This is a genomic window from Bradyrhizobium sp. SZCCHNR1053 (assembly GCF_032381235.1).
Taxonomy (GTDB): Bacteria; Pseudomonadota; Alphaproteobacteria; order Rhizobiales; family Xanthobacteraceae; genus Bradyrhizobium.
In genome coordinates, this window is the sequence record NZ_JAUHJM010000001.1 from 255740 (window position 1) to 275828 (window position 20089).

General features: G+C 66.7%; 15 protein-coding genes. 9 read left to right on the forward strand and 6 right to left on the reverse strand.

Annotated features, from left to right (window positions below):
• Window positions 1–205: 205 nt before the first annotated feature.
• Window positions 206–799 carry a beta-1-3, beta-1-6-glucan biosynthesis protein gene (locus QX051_RS01265; RefSeq protein ID WP_315774716.1) on the reverse strand — a complete coding sequence of 198 codons (594 nt, stop codon included), beginning with the start codon at window positions 797–799 and terminating at the stop codon, window positions 206–208.
• A gap of 435 nt (window positions 800–1234) precedes the next feature.
• Here QX051_RS01265 and QX051_RS01270 point away from each other — a divergent pair, with 435 nt between their 5' ends.
• Entirely contained in the window at window positions 1235–2764 is a 1530-nt protein-coding gene (locus QX051_RS01270; RefSeq protein ID WP_315775296.1) for a beta-(1-6) glucans synthase, read from the forward strand.
• On the opposite strand, the gene QX051_RS01275 is transcribed toward QX051_RS01270, so the two are convergent.
• On the reverse strand, window positions 2724–3104 hold the full coding sequence (locus tag QX051_RS01275; protein ID WP_284416120.1) for a hypothetical protein: 381 nt from the start codon (window positions 3102–3104) through the stop codon (window positions 2724–2726). The two genes, QX051_RS01270 and QX051_RS01275, sit on opposite strands and share 41 nt — an antisense overlap.
• 108 nt (window positions 3105–3212) lie before the next feature.
• Window positions 3213–4568 (reverse strand): hypothetical protein, encoded by a 1356-nt coding sequence (locus QX051_RS01280; RefSeq protein ID WP_315774717.1) that lies wholly within the window; start codon window positions 4566–4568, stop codon window positions 3213–3215.
• Window positions 4569–4703: 135 nt separating this feature from the next.
• Here QX051_RS01280 and glmU point away from each other — a divergent pair, with 135 nt between their 5' ends.
• Entirely contained in the window at window positions 4704–6050 is a 1347-nt protein-coding gene (gene glmU / locus QX051_RS01285; protein WP_315774718.1) for a bifunctional UDP-N-acetylglucosamine diphosphorylase/glucosamine-1-phosphate N-acetyltransferase GlmU, read from the forward strand.
• Between the two features lie 9 nt (window positions 6051–6059).
• Here glmU and QX051_RS01290 read toward each other — a convergent pair whose 3' ends face one another.
• The gene (locus QX051_RS01290) at window positions 6060–6287 is read right to left on the reverse strand and encodes a hypothetical protein (RefSeq protein WP_315737896.1); all 228 of its coding nucleotides are present in this window, start codon (window positions 6285–6287) and stop codon (window positions 6060–6062) included.
• A 228-nt stretch (window positions 6288–6515) separates the two neighbouring features.
• On the opposite strand from QX051_RS01290, the gene glmS reads away from it, so the two are divergent.
• The 3 genes from glmS to QX051_RS01305 all read left to right on the forward strand — a co-directional run bounded on the left by glmS (window position 6516) and on the right by QX051_RS01305 (window position 9996).
• Complete coding sequence (glmS, locus tag QX051_RS01295) at window positions 6516–8342, forward strand: glutamine--fructose-6-phosphate transaminase (isomerizing) (RefSeq protein ID WP_315774719.1); 1827 nt, start codon at window positions 6516–6518, stop codon at window positions 8340–8342.
• Window positions 8343–8394: 52 nt separating this feature from the next.
• Window positions 8395–9009, forward strand: a complete 615-nt coding sequence (locus QX051_RS01300) for a LysE family translocator (RefSeq protein ID WP_315774720.1) — start codon at window positions 8395–8397, stop codon at window positions 9007–9009.
• Window positions 9010–9198: 189 nt separating this feature from the next.
• Window positions 9199–9996 carry a DUF502 domain-containing protein gene (locus tag QX051_RS01305; protein ID WP_315774721.1) on the forward strand — a complete coding sequence of 266 codons (798 nt, stop codon included), beginning with the start codon at window positions 9199–9201 and terminating at the stop codon, window positions 9994–9996.
• A gap of 60 nt (window positions 9997–10056) precedes the next feature.
• Here the strand turns inward: QX051_RS01305 and QX051_RS01310 are convergent, their stop codons facing one another.
• The gene (locus tag QX051_RS01310) at window positions 10057–10431 is read right to left on the reverse strand and encodes a VOC family protein (protein ID WP_315737900.1); all 375 of its coding nucleotides are present in this window, start codon (window positions 10429–10431) and stop codon (window positions 10057–10059) included.
• A 281-nt stretch (window positions 10432–10712) separates the two neighbouring features.
• Between QX051_RS01310 and QX051_RS01315 the strand changes: the two genes are divergently transcribed.
• Together QX051_RS01315 and QX051_RS01320 are read left to right on the forward strand one after the other, a co-directional pair.
• Window positions 10713–12605 carry an autotransporter domain-containing protein gene (locus tag QX051_RS01315; RefSeq protein WP_315774722.1) on the forward strand — a complete coding sequence of 631 codons (1893 nt, stop codon included), beginning with the start codon at window positions 10713–10715 and terminating at the stop codon, window positions 12603–12605.
• Between the two features lie 162 nt (window positions 12606–12767).
• Entirely contained in the window at window positions 12768–13631 is an 864-nt protein-coding gene (locus QX051_RS01320; protein WP_315774723.1) for an NAD(P)-dependent oxidoreductase, read from the forward strand.
• Window positions 13632–13757: 126 nt separating this feature from the next.
• Here QX051_RS01320 and recG read toward each other — a convergent pair whose 3' ends face one another.
• Complete coding sequence (gene recG / locus QX051_RS01325; protein WP_315774724.1) at window positions 13758–15860, reverse strand: ATP-dependent DNA helicase RecG; 2103 nt, start codon at window positions 15858–15860, stop codon at window positions 13758–13760.
• 196 nt (window positions 15861–16056) lie between these two features.
• On the opposite strand from recG, the gene QX051_RS01330 reads away from it, so the two are divergent.
• Both QX051_RS01330 and mfd read left to right on the forward strand, forming a co-directional pair.
• Window positions 16057–16344: a succinate dehydrogenase assembly factor 2 gene (locus QX051_RS01330; RefSeq protein WP_315737904.1), complete on the forward strand. Its 288-nt coding sequence runs from the start codon at window positions 16057–16059 to the stop codon at window positions 16342–16344.
• Window positions 16344–19859 carry a transcription-repair coupling factor gene (gene mfd, locus QX051_RS01335; protein WP_315774725.1) on the forward strand — a complete coding sequence of 1172 codons (3516 nt, stop codon included), beginning with the start codon at window positions 16344–16346 and terminating at the stop codon, window positions 19857–19859. Before QX051_RS01330 ends, mfd begins: the two co-directional genes overlap by 1 nt.
• The last annotated feature ends 230 nt before the right edge of the window (window positions 19860–20089 follow it).

Here is a 20089-nt window from a genome sequence, read left to right on the forward strand (position 1 = left end):
ACACCGTCACAGCCGAAGGCCGCGACATCATATGCCATCCCAACAGAGCCCAATCATGCTGAACGGTGCCTGAACCGGGGCGAGGCTCAAGCGCGCGTCGACGACCTCGATCGTATCCTGCCACGTGATCGGAGCGCTGTCATGCGCACGCCACGCATGGGGGGCGGTCGCCGGGATCGTGCGTCCTGCCTGCCTCAGGCGCCGGTCACTTCGCCGGAGGCTGCGCGGGCGAGGGCGAAGCCTGGGGGGCGGGCTGCTGCGTCGGCGCTGGAGACGCCTGCGCGGCCGGCGTCGCTGCCGGGCTCGAGGCTGGGCCCGGCGCAGGCGCCGCAGCCACCTGCGGCTTCGCGTCCGGATTGATCCAGCAGGTATGGACGTGGTTGTTCAGCGAGTTCGGCACCTTCGGATCGATCTGCGGGATGAATCGCGTCAGGCAGCGGAAGGCGGCCTGAACGTGGCCACCGGGGCAGCCGAACCGGTCATAGAGATCGAGGTGGCGGAAGGCGGTATCGAGGTCGTCGTTGTACATCAGCTGGACGACGCGGCGGCCGAGCCAGACGCATTCGGGATTGCCGGCCGGGCCGCCACTGAGCGCCTGGGACGCTTCGGTGAATTCGTCGGCCTTGCGCTGGTTGTCCCTCGACACGTCGGCCGGATTGGCCGCCTGCGGCTTTTGGTCCTGGGGATGGTCGCTGCCGCTCTGGGCGAGGGCGCCGGGCGCGCCGATGAGGAGCACGAGGCCCAGAGCCGCGGACAGGCGCGAAACCGAAAACTTGGACTTGAGCACGCGTCGACCCATAAATTCCCCGATTGTTGCCTTCGTGCCGTCCCCTGACGGACGCAGTGTTGATGCCGATCAAATCAGCCCCGATTGCGGCGGGAGATTGATTCCGACTGTCGCAGAGCGTTCCTAACGGGCGCTTGCGCAGGGGCCCAATCTGGGTTGCGACGTTGCGACGGCCGGGGTCAACCGGGATTCCCAATGACCGGAATCTCGGATTTTGTCCAGCAACGTACCAACTTTCTCGCGTCATCGTAAAAGGGCGATGTGGAGCAGGTACGCCGGGAGCGCCGGAGGGCCCGATCGCCTACTTGGCAGATCGCCGCCGACCGGGTAATCGACACCACCCTGCCTGGAGACACGGAACTGAAATCCCTTCCTACGCCGCTGGCGCTTCTGCTCATATCCTTGGGTGTCATCGCCGCCGCGTGGTGGTGGCTGGCCCAGCCGATCATGCTCGCGCGCGCGCCGATCGAGCCAGCTTCGAAGCTGCAGTGCGTGTCCTATGCGCCGTTCCGCGGCCAGCAGAGCCCGCTGGATCCGACCACCCATATCGACCCCGAGCAGATCGAGCAGGACCTGGTGCAGCTCGCCAAGATCTCCGAATGCGTGCGCACCTATTCGATCGAGAACGGTCTCGACCAGGTGCCGGGAATCGCCGCCCGCGTCGGCATCAAGGTGATCCAGGGCATCTGGCTCGGCTCCAACAAGCTGAAGAACCAGCAGCAGATTGGCATCGCGGTCGACCTGATCAAGCGCTACCCGAAGGTGATCACGGCCGTGGTGGTCGGCAACGAGGTGCTGCTGCGCGGCGAGATGACATCAGCCGATCTGGCCGCGACCATCCGCAGCGTCAAGGCGCAGGTCACGATTCCCGTCACCTATGCCGACGTCTGGGAGTTCTGGCTGCGCAACCGCGAGCTCTACGACATCGTCGACTTCGTCACGGTTCATATCCTGCCGTATTGGGAGGACATCCCGGTGCGCGCGAAATTCGCCGCCTCCCATGTCGACGCGATCCGCCAGCAGGTCGGCGTCGCCTTTCCGGGGAAGGAGATCCTGATCGGCGAGACCGGCTGGCCGAGCGAGGGGCGCATGCGCGAGGGCGCGCTGCCGTCGCGGGCCAACCAGGCCCGCGTGGTGTCGGAGATCCTCAGCCTCGCCAAGCGCGAGAACTTCCGCGTCAACCTGATCGAGGCCTATGACCAGCCGTGGAAGCGCAAGCTGGAAGGCACGGTCGGCGGCTATTGGGGCCTGATCAGCGACGATACGCGGGCGCTGAAATATCCGCCGGGCGAGCCCGTCAGCAACTATCCGCTGTGGAAGCTGCAGATGGGCGGCGGCATGATCCTGTCGTTCGTGGTGTTCCTGGCCGGGTGGCTGACGGTGCGGCGCCGGCCCTGGCCGCCGCACGTTTCGGCCTGGATCGGGGTCGGGTTCTCCGCGACGACAGCGGGCGCGCTGTTCGGCATGGCCGCGGACAAGATGTTCTATGAGAGCCTCGGTGTCGGCGGCTGGCTGCATTGGGGGGCGCTGCTCGCTGCCGGCGTCCTGGCGCCCATCCTCAGCGCCAACGCGGCGATGGCCGGGCGGCCGTTGCCGACCTTTCTCGACCTGCTCGGACCGAATGACGGCCGCAAGCAGTTGAAGATCACCTACCTGCTGGGTCTGGTCCTGGTCGTGACGGTGCTGATCGCGGCCGAGACGGCGCTCGGCTTTGTATTCGACCCGCGCTACCGCGATTTCCCGTTCGCGAGCCTGACCATGGCGGTGGTGCCGTTCGCGATGCTGCTCGGCAATCGTCCGGCGCAGGGCGCGCGCCCGATCGCCGAGGCCAGCTTCGCCGGCCTGCTCGCGATCTCCTCGGTCTACGTGATCTACAACGAGGGCCGCGACAACTGGCAGGCGATGTGGACCTGCGCGATGTATCTGCTGCTGGCGTTCACGCTGTGGCGGGCGCGGGCCGCGCAAAGCCGAGGATGAGCAGGCCGATCGCCAGCCCCGACAGCACGATGTTGTAGAGCACGATGCCGAGGCCGGCGGCGATCAGCCCGCCGGTCAACAGCACGATCGACGGCCGCATCACGTGCAGCACTGCAATCACCAGCGCGGTGGCGCCGAATACCGAATTCTTGAACAGCGTGGTCGCGACCGCCCGGCTCTTGCAGGCCAGCGTCTGCAGGCCCGCATCGCAGGCCAGCGCGACGCTCGACAGCTCGATCGCGAGATAGCGCAGATAGAGGGCATAGCCGACGGTGACGAAGCCTATGATCAGGAGCCATTGCACCTGATAGGGCGAGAGGCGGAACGGGGTCTTTTTCATGCGCGGGACTATGCTGCGGAAAGGATCGTCGGACAAGCCGCAAAGCCGGTTCGCGGACTGCTTTCACAATCCGTCCCAACCGGCTTTGGCTGCACGATGATTTGAGGCTCAGGAGCGGCGGAAGAACGACGAGAGCGCCGACGGTTGCTCGGGCTTGGGCGCCTCTGCCGGCGGCGGCGCCGGTGCTGCTGCTGTGGGCGGCGGCTCCTCGCGCTTGCCGTGGCGCTGCTGCTGGACCTGCGGCTGAAACGTGCGCCGGCGCTGCACCGGCTTCTGGGCGGCAGCCGCGGGAGCGCCCGGCTTGGCCGCCTCGGCCCCCTCCGGCTCCTCACGGACCGCGAGGCGCTGGCCGTCATAGACGGTGGTCTCGCAAGCGCGCCGGCTCTCGGCGAGCACCGCGCAGATCTTCGCCGCCGTGGCCGCGTCGCCCAATGGGCCGGCGCCGAGTCGCAGCTGCATGCCCGGACCGCTCCGGCCTTCCTTCAGGATGATGATCGGCCTGAGCGAGGTGAGGTCGGCATGGGTCTTCACGAGATCCCGCCACAGCGCCCGCAATCCTCCGAGCGAGCTGGCCGCGCCGAGATCGACTGCGAATTCGGTCTTCTGGACCGCCGTGACCGCGACGTCCGTGCTGTCATTGCCCTTGGCGGCGGCCTCTGCGGGCTCAGCCTTTGCGAGCTTGTCGGTCTCGGCCGGCTTGCCGGCCGGGTCCGGTGCGCCACCAGGCGGCTGGGAACCGGTCGCCGCGACGGCGGGTGCAGGTGGGGTCGGCGACAGAGCGGCGGAGACGGACGATGACGAAGCACCCGACAGCCCGGCCGACATCGGCCTGGACTGCTCCTGTTTCGTCTTGTCGGCGCTCGCGGCAGCTGCCGGGGAACCAGGCTGAGCCGGATTGATTCCGGCGGCCCCGTTGGGAATCGGCATGAACGGCGACGCGTTCGCGTAGGCCGGCAAGGGGCTGGACGCCGCGGAACTCGATGGGGCCGCCACCGTGGCCTGGGACTCCACGGCCGCGATCTGCGGCGCGGGTGCGGCTTTGCCGCCGGGGGCGGGATTGGCGGTTGCCTGGGCGCTCTGCTTGGCCAGCGCGCCGGTCACCGAGTCCAATCCCTGCTCGAGCACGGTCACGCGCGCGTACAGCCGGTCGCGATCGGTGTTGAGCGTCTCGATGGCCGCGCCGAGCTGGCGCGCCTCGCCTTGCGTCTCGCGGGCCAGCGACTGCAGCAATTGTGCCTGGCGCGACAGATCGGCCGCGGAAACACGGTCCTGCCGCCATCCCTGTGCGGCCTGATTGGTGAAAACGGCCAGGCCGACGGCGCCGACGGCGCCAGCCCCCCACCAGCCGAGCCGCCACAGCGCGCGGCGATCGAACTCGTTCTCGTCGGCAAACAGTCCGGACAGAGTCGCCCCCGTCTTCTCAGCTCCATTTGTGCCGGCGGATTTGCGGGAGTCCTTAGCCATGAACCTGCCTTAATCGAATCACGAAGCGAACATTAACAGGAAAACCACCAGGGGCTTCAGCGGGTGCGGTTTGCCCCGCGCAGAAAACGCATTATGACAGCGCGACCTATGCGCTCCCTTCATTCCAGGTGTTTCATGACCGCTCGATCCAGTCTGACCATCGTGCTTGCGGCAGGCGAGGGCACGCGGATGCGCACGAGCGTCCCCAAGGTGCTGCATCCCATCGCCGGCGAATCATTGCTCGCGCACGTCCTGGCGGCGGCGCCGCAAGGCGATGGCGCCAGCATCGCCGTGGTGGTGGGGCCAGGGCACGAAGCGGTCGAGAAGGAAGCCAGGCGCCTGCGGCCCGACGCGGATATCTTCGTTCAGCGCGAGCGGCTGGGGACGGCGCATGCGGTGCTGGCGGCGCGGCAGGCGATCGCGCGCGGCGCAGACGATCTGCTGGTCGCATTCGGCGACACGCCGCTGATCACGGCCGAGACGTTCGCGCGGCTGCGGGCAGCGCTCGTGGAAGGCGCAGCGCTCGCCGTGCTCGGCTTCCGCGCCGCCGATCCGACCGGCTATGGACGCCTTCTGCTCGACGGATCGAAGCTGGTCGCGATCCGCGAGCAGGCCGATGCAAGCGAAGCGGAGCGGGCGATCACGCTGTGCAATGCCGGGGTGATGGCGATGGACGGCCGTCGCGCGCTCGCGATCCTCGACAGGATCGGCAATGCCAACAGCAAGGGCGAGTACTATCTGGTCGATGCGGTGGCGATCGCGCGCGAGCAGGGGCTCGAGGCGGTCGTGATCGAGACCTCCGAGGACGAGGTGCGCGGCGTCAATACCAAGGCGCAGCTCGCCGAAGCCGAGGCGGTGATGCAGAACCGGCTGCGCCGCGCGGCGATGGATGCAGGCGTGACGCTGGTCGCGCCGGAGACCGTCTACCTCGCTGCGGATACCACGTTCGGCAAGGACGTGACCATCGAGCCGTTCGTCGTGATCGGCCCCGGCGTGTCGATCGGCGACGGCGCGGTGGTCCATTCGTTCTCGCACATCGTGCAGTCCAAGCTCGGCCGGAACAGCCTGCTCGGGCCGTTCGCGCGGCTGCGGCCCGGTACGTCACTCGGAGACGGCGCCAAGATCGGCAATTTCGTCGAGGCCAAGGCCGCGGTGCTGGAGGCGGGCGTGAAGGTCAATCACCTGTCCTATATCGGCGACGCCCATGTTGGGGCCAATGCCAATATCGGTGCCGGCACCATCACCTGCAACTATGACGGCTTCAACAAGCACAAGACCAATATCGGCGAGGGCGCTTTCATCGGCACCAACACCTCGCTGGTGGCGCCGATCACCATCGGCGCCCGCGCCTATATCGGCTCTGGCTCGGTGATCACGCGCGACGTGCCCGATGATGCGCTGGCGCTCGAGCGGAGCCCGCAGACGACGCGTGAGGGCGCTGCGGCGCGCTTCCGTAATGCCAAGCAACGCCACAAGAAGTGAGCTGAGAAATCAGCTTTCGTCGTCCTGGAACTCAGCGAACATCGCACGTGTCAAACGCCACCCGCGGCGGGTGGCGTGCTTGACGGGCTCGTTGGCGCGATGTTTGATCGGCATCGGCTTGAGCTCGCTGCTCAAGGCCGGCGGCGGCCAGTGCGCCAGATGGCTTCCGGAGGTCGGATGCGACAGGCTCAGCGGGCTGGTGCCTTTGGGATCAGTTGGGCGGCGGCTATAGGTCATGGCGTCCTCTCCGACGCGACAGTCTCTGCGCGAAAGCGTTGACCGGGCGTTAAGTGCGCTTCGACTTGGACCTCCGCATCGAACCGGAGTTGCCTGCCGGCCCTTGGTTAGGGCCCCACTTAACCCTGTCGCAATCCGCAATAATTATTGAATCCTGAATGCGCGCGGTTTTCGTTAAGACAATGCCATGCATTTGAATCATTCTCGACGATTTGGGGACAAGCGCTGATGTGCGGAATCATCGGGATCCTGGGACGCGGGCCGGTTGCCGAGCAATTGGTCGACTCGCTCAAGCGGCTCGAATATCGCGGTTATGATTCTGCCGGCGTTGCTACGCTCGAAGGCGATCATCTCGAGCGGCGGCGCGCCGAGGGCAAGCTGAAGAACCTGGAGAAGCGGCTCGGGCAGCAGCCGCTGAAGGGGCACGCCGGCATCGGTCACACCCGCTGGGCGACCCACGGCAAGCCGACCGAGAGCAACGCGCATCCGCATGCGACTGACAACGTTGCCGTGGTACATAACGGCATCATCGAGAATTTTCGCGAACTACGGGCCGAGCTCGAAAAGCAGGGCGCCAGGTTCGCGTCGGAAACGGACACCGAGACCGTCGTCCATCTGGTCAACTCCTATTTGCTGAAAGGCCATTCGCCGCAGCAGGCCGTGGCTGCGTCGCTGCCGCAATTGAAGGGCGCGTTCGCGCTGGCCTTCCTGTTCAAGGGTCATGGCAACCTCCTGATCGGCGCGCGCAAGGGCTCGCCGCTCGCGATGGGCTACGGCGACGGTGAAATGTTCCTCGGCTCGGATGCGATCGCGCTGGCGCCGTTCACCGACACGATCAGCTATCTCGATGATGGCGACTGGGTCGAGATCACCCGCGACTCCGGCATCATCCACGACGCCTCGGGCGCGGTGGTGAAGCGCGACGTGTTGAAATCCGGCGCGTCGTCGTTCCTGGTCGACAAGGCCAACTATCGCCATTTCATGGCCAAGGAGATCCACGAGCAGCCGGAGGTCGTCGGCCATACGCTGGCGCGCTATGTCGACATGGGCACCGAGCGCGTAGTGCTGCCGGCGCGGCTGCCGTTCGACTTCAAGGACATTCAGCGCATCTCGATCACCGCCTGCGGCACCGCGAGCTACGCCGGCTTCGTCGCCAAGTACTGGTTCGAGCGATTCGCGCGCGTGCCGGTCGAACTCGACGTCGCCTCGGAGTTCCGCTATCGCGAGGCGCCGCTGCGCCAGGGCGATCTCGCCATCTTCATCTCGCAATCCGGCGAGACTGCCGACACCCTGGCGGCGCTGCGCTATGCGAAGTCGCAAGGCGTGCACACGCTCTCCGTCGTCAACGTGCCGACCTCGACGATTGCGCGCGAGAGCGAGATCGTGATGCCGACGCTCGCCGGCCCGGAGATCGGCGTTGCCTCGACCAAGGCCTTCACCTGCCAGTTGATGGTGCTCGCGGCGCTCGCGATCGCGGCAGGTCGCGGCCGCGGCGAGCTCTCCGAAGCCGACGAGACCAAGCTGGTGCATGGCCTGGTCGAGGTGCCTCGCCTGATCGCGGCGGCGTTGACGACCGAGCCGCAGATCGAGAAGCTCGCCCGCGAGATCGCGAAGTCGAAGGACGTGCTCTATCTCGGCCGCGGCACCTCCTATCCGCTGGCGCTGGAAGGCGCGCTGAAGCTGAAGGAGATCTCCTACATCCACGCCGAGGGGTACGCCGCCGGCGAGCTCAAGCATGGGCCGATCGCGCTGATCGACGAGACCATGCCGGTCGTCGTCATCGCGCCCTATGATCGCGTGTTCGAGAAGACGGTGTCGAACATGCAGGAGGTCGCCGCGCGCGGCGGCAAGATCATCCTGATGACCGACGCCAAGGGAGCCGAGGAGGCGACCGTGGACTCGCTGGTGACGATCACCATGCCGGATATGGCCGCGACGTTCACGCCGATCGTCTACGCCATCCCGGTGCAGCTGTTGGCCTACCACACCGCCGTGGTGATGGGGACCGACGTCGACCAGCCGCGCAACCTCGCCAAGTCGGTCACGGTGGAATAGGCAAACGTCCGGCCCGGCGGATCGGTCGGTTCGCTTGATCACGGGGATCGGGATGACCCTCAACACCTGGCTGCTGCTCTTCGTCACGTCCGTGGGGATCTCCCTGACGCCAGGCCCGAACGGCCTGCTCGCCTTGACGCACGGGGCGCTGCACGGCGGACGCAGGACGCTGTTCACGATCGCGGGCGGCCTGATCGGCTTCATCCTCGTCATCGCGCTGTGCATGTTCGGCATCGGTGCGCTGGTGCAGTCGTCGATCACCTGGCTCGTGGTCCTAAAATGGGTGGGCGGGCTCTATCTCGCATGGCTCGGGGTCAAGTTGTGGCTCGCGCCGCCGGTGGGCGTCGATCTGGCCGACCAAGCCGTGACGGCCAGAGGACACGCGCTGTTCCGCCAGGGTTTCCTGACCGCGGCGACCAACCCGAAATGCCTGCTGTTCTTCAGCGCGCTGCTGCCGCAGTTCATCGATCCCGATCGCAGCCTGGCGGTGCAGTTCGCCGTCGTGGCCGTCACCTATACGGTGACCGAGTTCGTCACCGAATACGCCATCGCCAGCGCGGCGGCCCAGGTTCGCCCCTGGCTCGCGCGGGTTGGGCGGCGCTTCAACCAGGTCTGCGGCGGCATCTTCGTGGCGGTCGGGCTGGCCTTGCCGCTGCGCAGCGCCTAGGGCGCCGCGTTCGGCCGTCCGCGTCGCAATTCGCCGCCACGGACCTGAAGCACCTTCCGCCTGAAATGGGTGTCCGGCTGCCGGGCCACAGGTCAGCGGCAAAGCGCGCATGTGTCGGAAAGAGGGCCTTTGCCCTTCAAAAATCTGCTAAGACCCTTAGCTGAGATTTGATCCGACCCGGAAGTTCGCATGAGTTCCCGCGACGACCTGCCGCCAGAGACCGATCCCTTGGCCGATGCTCCGGCCGAGACGCCCCACCATGGGCTGATGTTCCGGTTTCGCAACTATTTCCTGACCGGCCTCGTCGTAGCCGGACCCGTCGCCATCACGCTCTACATCACGTGGTGGTTCGTGACCTGGGTGGACGGGCTGGTCCGGCCGTTCGTGCCTCTGGTCTATCGTCCGGAAACCTATCTGCCGTTCGGCGTGCCCGGCTCCGGCCTGATCGTGGCCGTGATCGGACTGACGCTGCTCGGCTTCCTGACGGCCAACCTGATCGGCCGCACCCTGGTCGACCTCGGCGAGCGGCTGCTCGGCCGCATCCCGGCGGTGCGGGCGATCTATCGCGGCCTCAAGCAGGTGTTCGAGACGCTGTTCTCGGGCAAGGGCTCGAGCCTGCGCCGAGTCGGCCTGGTCGAGTTTCCGTCGCCGGGCATGTGGTCGATCGTCCTGATCTCGCAGCCGCCGAGCACGGAGATTGCGAGCCGCCTGCCCGGTGACGACGAGCAGATCTCGGTGTTCTTGCCGTGCGCGCCGAACCCCACCACGGGCTTCTTCTTCTATCTGCCGCGGAGCAAGATCATCGAGGTCGACATGAGCGCCGAGGACGCGGCGACGTTGATCATGTCATGCGGCGTGGTGCAGCCGGGATCCGACCAGCAGAAAAAGGTCGCGGCGCTGGCCAACATGGCCAACACCGCGCGCCTCGCCAACGCACCCGCGCAGCCATCGCCGCATCGCCAGCCGGAGCCGGCCAAGGCGGACTAGGCTGAAAGCAGACTAGGCTAAAAGGCCGACTGGCGCGAAAGGCTAGCCACTGCGGAAGAGCTAGGCCGCATCCTGCGGAACGAACACGCGCAGCCGATGCCCGTCCGGATCGAGCGCGACGAACGTCGTTCCGAAATCCATCCGTGTCGGCGCCTGCGCGATCGAGAGTCCGCGCGCCTTCCAGTCGTCGTGCAGCCTCTGGACCTCGCCGGCATTGCCGACCGCGAACGCGACCTCGGCGAAGCCTGCTGCGCCCGTCGCTGTCGGCTCGACCGTGTGCCGCGACCACAAGCCCAGCATGACCCCCTCGCGCAGCGGCAGCATGGCGAATGTCGGCGATTGTTCGATCACGGGCCGGCCGAGCAGATCCGCATAGAAGGCCGCGCTCCTCGGCGGGTTGTCGACGTAGAGGATCAGAAAATTGAAGTCGGGCATCGTCGTTTCTCCGGTGGCGGCGCCGTCTGCAGCGCTTCAGCCACACGACTAGCCGAGCCCTCTGCCAGATTCTGTCAGCAGCCTTCGTGAGCATGGTCGCTGGCGGTCCGGTCCGCCCAGCGGGCAAACGTGCGCATCGCGGCGCTTTGCACTGCATGATGATGCGGGGAAAGCACAGCCACGGATGTCGTCGTTCCTACAACCAGCGGGCGGTGGTGTTTCGAATGGTCACCATGGAAACATCGGGCAAACAAAAGTAAGGCGTTGGGGAGGCGCGTAGGATGCCTGTGAGTAGGACGACATTGTTGTGCGCAGTCGCGCTGTCCGCGGCGTCCCTGCAACTGACGGGGCCGGCAGCAGCCCAGACCACCTATACGCGCATTCAGGCATTTGGCGACAGCTACGCCGACACGGGCAATCTCTGGACCTTCACCGGCGGCGCCGGCAAGCTGCCGCTCTATCCCACCGGCCGCTTCAGCGGCGGCACGAATTTCGTCGACACGACCTCGGCGCTGCTCGGCATTCCCCAGCTCAACTACGCGATCGGCGGCGCCATGGCCGGCAATACCAACGTGGTGGCGCCCGGCATTCCCGGCTTCTTCCAGGAATGGAGCGGACTGACGGGCTTCTCCGGCAGGATCTCGTCGACCGACCTGGTCGAAATCTCGGTCGGCGGCAACGATGCGCGGGCCTATTACCGCGCCGGCGGCTCGCTCGCTGGAGCGCCGACGGCCGCGGCCGTCACGGCCCAGCAGGCCATGGCCGGCATCAACGCGCTGGTCGGGGACGGCGCGCGCAGCATCGTGTTCACGGCCGGCGATGTCAGCACCTTGCCGGAGGCCGTAGGCAACGCCAATGCCCCGGCCGGCAAGGCCTACAGCACGACCTATAACAGCCTAATGCAGCAGTCGCTCGCTGGCGTCGCGCGTTCGGGCGTACGTGTCGAGTATGTCGACACCGGACTGGTGGGGACGCTAATCCAGGCCAATCCACAGCGCTATGGCTTCACCAATGTCGGCGCCTGTCCGGTGGCGTGCATCGGCAATCCGGCGCTGCAGAGCCAGTATCTGTTCTATGTCGACGGCGTGCACCTGACCTCGCACGGCTTCGAGGTGCTGGGCCAGTACATCGTCAACCGCCTCAACGCGCCGCTGACCTTCGCGCCGCAGGGCGAGGTGGCATCGATCACGGCGATGGGGTTTGCCTCGACGCTGTTCGGCAAGCTGGATCAGTTCCGCGAGACCGCCGGCTTCGCGCCGTCGACGATGAATTCCTTTGCCGCCGTGACGAAGGCGCCTTACGCCAAGTCCCCCTACACCAAGGCGCCGCCGCTGGCGCCGGTCAGCCCATGGTCGTTCTACATGCAGGGCAATGGCGGCGTCAGCGACCGCCAGGGCAGCGCCGCCTCGAACGGCTTCAATCTCGACAGCATCGGCGGCACAATTGGCGTCGAGTACCGGCTGTCGGCGAACGCCATGATCGGTACCGCCTTCGACTATTCCAATCCGAAGGCGAGGCTGTTCAACAGCGCCGGCACCACGGATGCCAACTCCTATCAGTTCGGCCTCTACGGCGCCTGGGCGAGCAGCAACCTGTTTGCCGAGGGCCTGGCGACGATCGGCCGTCAGGACTATCGCAACACGCGGCCGGGCGTGGTCGACACCATCACCTCCAGTCCCGGCGGCACCACCTTCGTCGCGGCCGGCAAGGCCGGTTACCTGTTCGATGCAGGCACGGCGAAGCTCGGACCGATCGGCGGGCTGACCTATGCCCGCGCCCGTGTCGACGGCTACACCGAGACCGGCGATCCTGCGCTGACGCTCGCGGTCGGCTCGCAGACCGCCGAGACCCTGATCGGCAGCGTCGGCGTGCAGCTGCGCACGCCGTTCCAGGTGCAGGGCAACGTCATCAATCCGTACCTGAACCTGACGCTCGATGACGACATCATCGGCAACGGCCGCCTGATTCAGTACAACGCGACCTCGGCGCCCGTCATCGTCAACAACTGGACGGTTCCGAACGGCACCTCGCACAACGTCTACGGCCGGGTGAGCGCCGGCGTCGTGGCGCCGTTCTGGAGCAATGTGGCGCTGACGGTGAACGTGTCGCGCACGATCGGACGCACGGGGGGAGACGATTTCTTCGGCAGCGGAGGCTTGAAGATCGCGTTCTGAGGTCTGCCGCGGCGACCAGCGTTCTCGGGGGCTCTGAGGGGGCGCTGACGTTGCGGCCAAGGCGAGGGCAGCCCGGAAGGGCTGCCCTTCGTTTTCGTGCCTTCAGTTTTGTCATGGGGTGGGCATAGTTTTAGAGACCATCGTTGGAATCGGAGCGTCATCATGCCTCCCAGCATTGCCGTCATCGCGCCCGGCGCCATGGGCAGCGCCATCGCCGCCCGTCTCGTGGAGCACGGCTGCAAGGTTCTGACTTCGCTCGAGGAGCGCAGCGCGGCGACGCGGGCGAGGGCGGCCGCATCCGGCATGGTCGGCGCCAGCGACGCCGAGATCGCCAATGCCGACATCATCCTGTCGATCGTGCCGCCGGGCGAGGCTGTGGCGCTGGCGGAGCAACTCGCGACGGTCATCAATCGGAATTCGAAGAAGCCCATCATCGTCGACTGCAACGCCGTCAACGTCGACACCATCCGGACCATCGAGGACATCGTGCTGTCCTCGGGCGCGCGCCTGGTCGATGCCGCCATCATCGGTCTGCCGCCGAAGCCGGGCACGAAGGGACCGGCGTTGTATGTGAGCGGCGAGGCGGCCGTTGATGTCGCCGCGCTGGGCCAACTCGGGCTCGATCTGCGCCGGATCGAAGGGCCGATCGGCGCGGCTTCGGCGCTGAAGATGTCCTATGCGGGCATCAACAAGGGCCTGACGGGGCTCGGCGCCGCGATGGTGCTGGCCGCCACCCGCGCCGGCGCCGCCGACGCGCTGCGCGACGAGTTGGCGCTGAGCCTGCCGCACGTCCAGGCGCGGCTTGCCAATGCGCTGCCGGACATGCTGCCGAAGGCCTATCGCTGGGTCGCCGAAATGCGCGAGATCGCGGGCTTCCTGGGTGATGACCATCCGGCCGCGCTGATCTACGAAGGCTTCGCCCGTCTGTTCGAGCACATCGCGACGGACGTGCAGGGGCAGGGCACCGATGCAGCGCAGCTGGTGGCGTTCGCCGAGAGCTGCAAGGTGAATAAGCCGGCGTCATAGACTCGTAGGGTGGGCAAAGGCGCGCCGCGCAACGCGCGGTGTGACGTGCCCACCGTTGTTCTTTACGACCATCGACATGGTGGGCACGCGCCGCCTTTGGCGTCGCTTTGCCCACCCTACGACATGTCAGCCCGCCGTCAGCAGCGGGATCGCCTCGTCGCGTTCGTAGAGATAGAGCAGGCAGCGCAGCGCGTCGCTGCGCGGGCCCTTCAGCTTCGGGTCTTCCTTGAGGATCCGCAGCGCCTCGTCGCGCGCCTGGGTGATCAGTTGGGCATGCACCTCGGGACGGGCGATGCGATAGCCGGGCAGGCCACTCTGGCGGATGCCGAGCACGTCGCCTTCGCCGCGCAGCTTGAGGTCCTCCTCGGCGATCCGAAAACCGTCGGTGGTCTCGCGGATCACGGCGAGCCGCGCCTTCGACATCTGCCCCAGCGGCTCGTGATAGAGCAGGATGCAGGTCGAGGCCTCCGAGCCGCGGCCGATGCGGCCGCGCAACTGGTGCAGCTGGGCGAGACCGAAGCGCTCGGCATTCTCGATCACCATGATGCTGGCGGCCGGCACGTCGACGCCGACCTCGACCACGGTGGTCGCAACCAGCAGCCGCAACTCGTGGGCCGCGAACCGGCCCATGACGTCGTCCTTCTCGCTGCCCTTCATCTTGCCGTGGACGAGGCCGACCTTGGCACCGAAGCGCTCGCGCAGGCTCTCGAAGCGATCCGTCGCATTGGTGAGATGATCGATGCCCTCGGCCTCGGATTCCTCGACCAGCGGGCAGATCCAGTACACCAGCTTGCCGGCATCGAGCGCGCGCCCCACCGCGTCGATGACCTCGCCGAGCCTGGTGTCGGCGACCGCACGGGTGTCGATCGGCTGCCGGCCGGCCGGCTTCTCGCGCAGCTCGGAGATGTCCATGTCGCCGAAATAGGTCAGCACGAGGGTGCGCGGGATCGGCGTCGCCGACAGCACCAGCACGTCGACGGCCTCGCCCTTCGAGGTCAGCGCCAGCCGCTCGCGCACACCGAAGCGATGCTGCTCGTCGACGATGGCGAGCGCGAGCGACTTGAAGACCACGTCGTCCTGGATCAGCGCGTGGGTGCCGACCAGCAGGTCGATTTCGCCGGCCTCCAGACGCGCAAGAATGTCGCGACGCTCCTTGCCTTTCTCGCGCCCCGTGAGAATGGCCACGTTCATCCCAGCGCGCTCGGCGAGCGGCGTGATGGTCTTGGCATGCTGGCGCGCCAGAATCTCGGTCGGCGCCATCAGCGCCGCCTGCTTGCCGGCCTCGGCGACGGCGGCCGCCGCCAGCAGCGCCACCACCGTCTTGCCGGAACCGACATCGCCCTGCAGCAGCCGCAGCATCCGTACCGGCTTTTCGAGATCGGCGGCGATCGCTTCGATCGCCCGGGCTTGCGAGTTCGTCAGCGCGTACGGCAGGGCATCGATGATCTTGCGGCGCAGACGGCCGTCGCCGGCATGACGGTTGCCCGCGGGCCGGCGCAGTTGCGCCCGCACCAGTGCCAGTGCCAGTTGGCCGGCGAGCAGCTCATCGAAGGCCAGCCGTGACCAGAACGGGTTTTCCGGCAGGATGTCGGTCAGCTCCTGCGGCACATGCACCCGCGTCAGCGCCTCCTTCAGGGGCGGGAAGCCGCAGCGGCTGAGCACCTCCGGACTGATCCATTCCGGCAGCTCGGGCAGCTTGGTTAGCGCCGCGGCGATCGCGCGCCGCAACGATCCGAGTGCGAGGCCTTCCGTCAGCGGATAGACCGGATCGATGCCGGAGAGTTTTGCAAACCCCGCTTCATCCAGGATGCGGTCGGGATGCACGATCTGCGGCACGCCGTCATACATCTGCACGGTGCCGGAGACGTAGCGCTTGGCGCCGACCGGCAGCACCTTCTCGATGTAGTCGCCCTTGGGACGGAAGAAGGTCAGCACGACGTCGCCAGTCTCGTCGCTGGCGTAAACGAGGTACGGCGCGCGGGCGTTGCGCGAGGGGCGGTGGCGATCGACCGTGACTTCGAGCGTCACCACGGTTCCGGCCTCGGCGTCGCGCACCTTGGGCCGGTGGCGGCGGTCGATCACGCTGGCCGGCAGATGCAGGAGCAGGTCGACCAGGCGAGGCGTCTCGCTGCAGCCGAGCAGGTAGCGCAGCAGCTTGTCCTGCTTCGGCCCGACACCCGACAAGGTGGTGACCGGCGCGAACAGGGGATTGAGAACGCTTGGGCGCATGGACCGAACACTTAAAGCGGTTTGAGAGCCGGAATAGCCGCGAATGCCAAGACATCCACGTCTTTTTCTCAGGTTTCAGGTGCCGGGCATGCCGGTTCTGCAGCCTGGGAGGGCTGACAGGAGCGCTGCGTGCCGCTATATCGAACCGCGCCCGGCACCGTCCGGGCTTTTGGCGTTGTCCTGCAGGAATATCGCGATGACCGGAACGACCCGATCGAGCCAAGGCCTAGACGACCGTCGCAAGCGGCTCCTGTTCCGCTGCTGGCATCGCGGCACCCGTGAGATGGACCTGATCCTCGGCCGCTTCGCCGATGCCGAGATCGGGAGCCTCTCCGAGAGCGAGCTGGCCGAGCTCGAACAGCTTCTGGAAGTTCCGGACCCGGATTTCTATGCCGCGGTGACCGGCGCCCGGCCGCTGCCGCCGGAGCAGACCCCGGCATTGTTCGAGCGCATCAAGGCGTTCCGCGCGGTGGACGCCGATTGATGAAGAGCCCGGTCAAGTCGCCAGCCGAGCATCTCGCGCCGGGGCGCGCGCTGACGCTCGCCAATGTCGCCGAGGGCGCCGAAGGCCTGGTCGTCTCCGATCTCGCGCGGGCGGTCGCGGCCAAGCCGAAGCCGCCGGCGGTGAGCCTCGCCGTGGTCTGTCGCGACGGCAATCGGATGCAGCAGCTGGCGCGGGCGCTCGACTTCTTCGCGCCGGATCTGCCGGTGATGCAGTTCCCGGCCTGGGACTGCCAGCCTTACGATCGCGTCTCGCCGCATGGCGGTATTCTCGCCCAGCGCGTCACGACGCTGGCGCGGCTGTCGCGCCTCGCCGGCAGCGACAAGCCGCTGATCGTGCTGACCACCGTCAACGCCATCGTGCAGCGCGTGCCGGCGCGCGACACCATGGCCGGGCAGGCGCTGTCGGTCGCGCCCGGCCATGTCGTGCCGATGGACTCCGTCGTCGCCTGGCTCGAGCATAACGGCTATCACCGCTCGTCGACCGTGCGCGAGAGCGGCGAATATGCCGTGCGCGGCGGCATTCTCGACCTGTTTCCCGCCGGCCTCGACCAACCGGTGCGCTTCGACTTTTTCGGCGACAGCCTGGAATCGATCCGCACCTTCGACGCCGAGACGCAGCGCACCTTGCTCGACATGCGCTCGCTCGACCTTGTGCCCGTCTCTGAATTCCAGCTCGTCACCGACACCATCCGCCGCTTCCGCATGGGCTATGTCGCCGAGTTCGGCGCGCCGGAGCGCGATGACGCGCTGTACGAGGCCGTCAGCGAAGGCCGCCGCTATCCCGGCATGGAGCACTGGCTGCCGCTGTTCCATGACAAGATGGAGACCTTGTTCGACTATCTGCCGAACACACCCATCGTGATCGAGCCGCAGGGCGAGGACGCCGCGCGCGAGCGCTTCAAGCAGATTATCGACTATTACGACGCGCGCCGCGAGGCGATGGAGCATCCCGGCGGCGGTGCGATCTACAAGCCTTTGACGGTTGACCGGCTGTATCTGACGTCGTCGGAGTGGGCTGAACGGCTCGCCGCCGTCCCGCTGGCGCGGGTGACGCCATTCGCGGTGCCGGAGAGCACCGGCGTCGTCGACATCGGCGCGCGGCAGGGCCGCAATTTCGCGCCCGAGCGCAACGATTCCGCCGTCAACGTGTTCGAGGCAGTTGTCGCCCACGTGCAGGCATTACAATCGGTGCGCAAGAAGGTCGTGATCGCGCTGTGGAGCGAAGGCTCGCGCGACCGCATGGCCAGCATGCTGAAGGACCACAAGCTGATCCACGTCACCAGCGTCAACACCTGGCGCGTGGTGCAGGCGACGCCGCGCAACGAGACCATGCTCGCGGTGCTCGGCCTGGAGACCGGCTTCGAGACCGACCAGATCGCCGTCATCTCCGAGCAGGACATTCTCGGCGACCGCCTGGTGCGGCCGCGCCGGGCGAGCCGCAAGCTCGACAACTTCATCTCGGAGGTGACGAGCCTCGCGATCGGCGACATCGTGGTCCATGTCGATCACGGCATCGGCCGTTTCGTCGGGCTGCAGACGCTCGAGGTCGCCGGCGCGCCGCATGATTGTCTCGAACTGCGCTATGCCGGCGAGACCAAGCTGTATCTGCCGGTCGAGAACATCGAGCTGTTGTCGCGCTACGGCTCCGACCAGACCAATGTCGAGCTCGACAAGCTCGGCGGCTCCGGCTGGCAGACGCGCAAGGCCAAGCTGAAGAACCGCATCCGCGAGATGGCCGGTGAGCTGATCAAGATCGCCGCCGAGCGCATGCTGCACGAGGCACCGAAGCTGCCGGTGCAGGCTGGCCTCTATGACGAGTTCTGCGCCCGCTTCCCCTATGACGAGACCGAGGACCAGCTCGCCGCGATCCAGGCGACGCTCGCCGATCTCGAAGCGGGACGTCCGATGGACCGGCTGGTCTGCGGCGACGTCGGCTTCGGCAAGACCGAGGTGGCGCTACGCGCCGCCTTTGCCGTCGCGCTCGACGGCAAGCAGGTCGCAGTCGTCGTGCCGACCACGCTGCTCGCGCGCCAGCATGCAAAGACTTTCGCTGAGCGCTTCAAGGGCTTTCCGGTCAACGTCGCACAGGCGTCGCGGCTGGTCAGCACCAAGGAGCTCAATCAGGTCAAGAAGGGCCTCGCCGACGGCTCGGTCGACATCGTCGTCGGCACCCATGCGCTGCTCGGCAAGGCGATCAAGTTCCGCGATCTCGGCCTCGTCATCATCGACGAGGAGCAGCATTTCGGCGTCAGCCACAAGGAGCGGCTCAAGCAGCTGCGCGCCGAGGTGCATGTGCTGACTCTGTCGGCGACGCCGATCCCGCGCACCTTGCAGCTCGCACTCACCGGCGTGCGCGAGCTGTCGATCATCGCCTCGCCGCCAGTCGATCGTCTCGCCGTTCGCACCTTCGTCGCGCCGCACGACCCCGTGATGATCCGCGAGGCCCTGCTGCGTGAGCGCTATCGCGGCGGTCAGGCGTTCTACGTCGTGCCGCGTATCGACGATCTCGCCGAGGTCAAGGAGTTCCTCGACAAGACCGTGCCGGAGATGAAGGTCGCCGTCGCGCACGGCCAGATGGCGCCGACCGTGATCGAGGACATCATCGGGGCGTTCTACGACGGCAAGTTCGACATCCTGCTGTCGACCACGATCGTCGAATCCGGCCTCGACATTCCCCGCGCCAACACGCTGATCGTGCACCGTGCCGACATGTTCGGCCTTGCCCAGCTCTATCAGCTGCGCGGCCGCGTCGGCCGCTCCAAGCTGCGCGCTTATGCGCTGTTCACCCTGCCGTCGACGCACAAGATCAGCCCACTGGCCGAAAAGCGCCTGGGCGTGCTGCAGTCGCTGGAGACGCTGGGGGCCGGCTTCCAGCTCGCCAGCCACGACCTCGACATCCGAGGCGCCGGCAACCTCCTCGGCGACGAGCAGTCCGGCCACATCAGGGAGGTCGGCTTCGAGCTCTATCAGTCGATGCTGGAGGAGGCGATCGAGAACCTCAAGGCGGGCATCACCGAGCCGACCGTCGACCGCTGGTCGCCGCAGATCACGATCGGCATGCCCGTGCTGATCCCTGAGGACTACGTCTCCGACCTCTCGGTGCGACTGTCGCTGTACCGTCGGCTCGCCGATCTCGAGACCGACGACGAGATCGACAACTTCGCGGCCGAGCTGCGCGACCGCTTCGGCAAGCTGCCGGACGAGACGCGCTATCTGTTCAAGGTCGCTGCGATCAAGAACTACTGCCGCCGTGCCAATGTCGAGAAGGTCGATGCCGGCCCAAAGGGCGCGGTCATCGCCTTCCGCGACAACAGCTTCGCCTATCCCGATCGTCTCGTCGCCTTCATCAAGCGCCACGGCCAGGCCGCCAAGGTGCGCCCCGACATGAAGGTCGTGTTCCTGCAGGTCTGGGAGACGCCCGAGGAGCGGCTCGCCGGCACCACCGATATCCTGAAGGAGCTCGCCGACCTCGCGGAGAAGAAGAAGGCGGCGTAGCGGAATGGAGCGTTAGCGAAGCATCCAGCCGAAATGCAACGCAAGGCTGGCGATCGTGAAGACTGAGACGATCGCGATCACGCTGATCCAGTCGGTCTGATCGCGAGATTGTCTGTTCTGCATCGCAACGCTCCGCTTCACAAGACGCCACACGCCCCGTCCGATGATCAGATCAGACGAGTGAGGCGAATGCGCGATCTGAAGATGTACGTGTTTGGTTGAGATCGTGG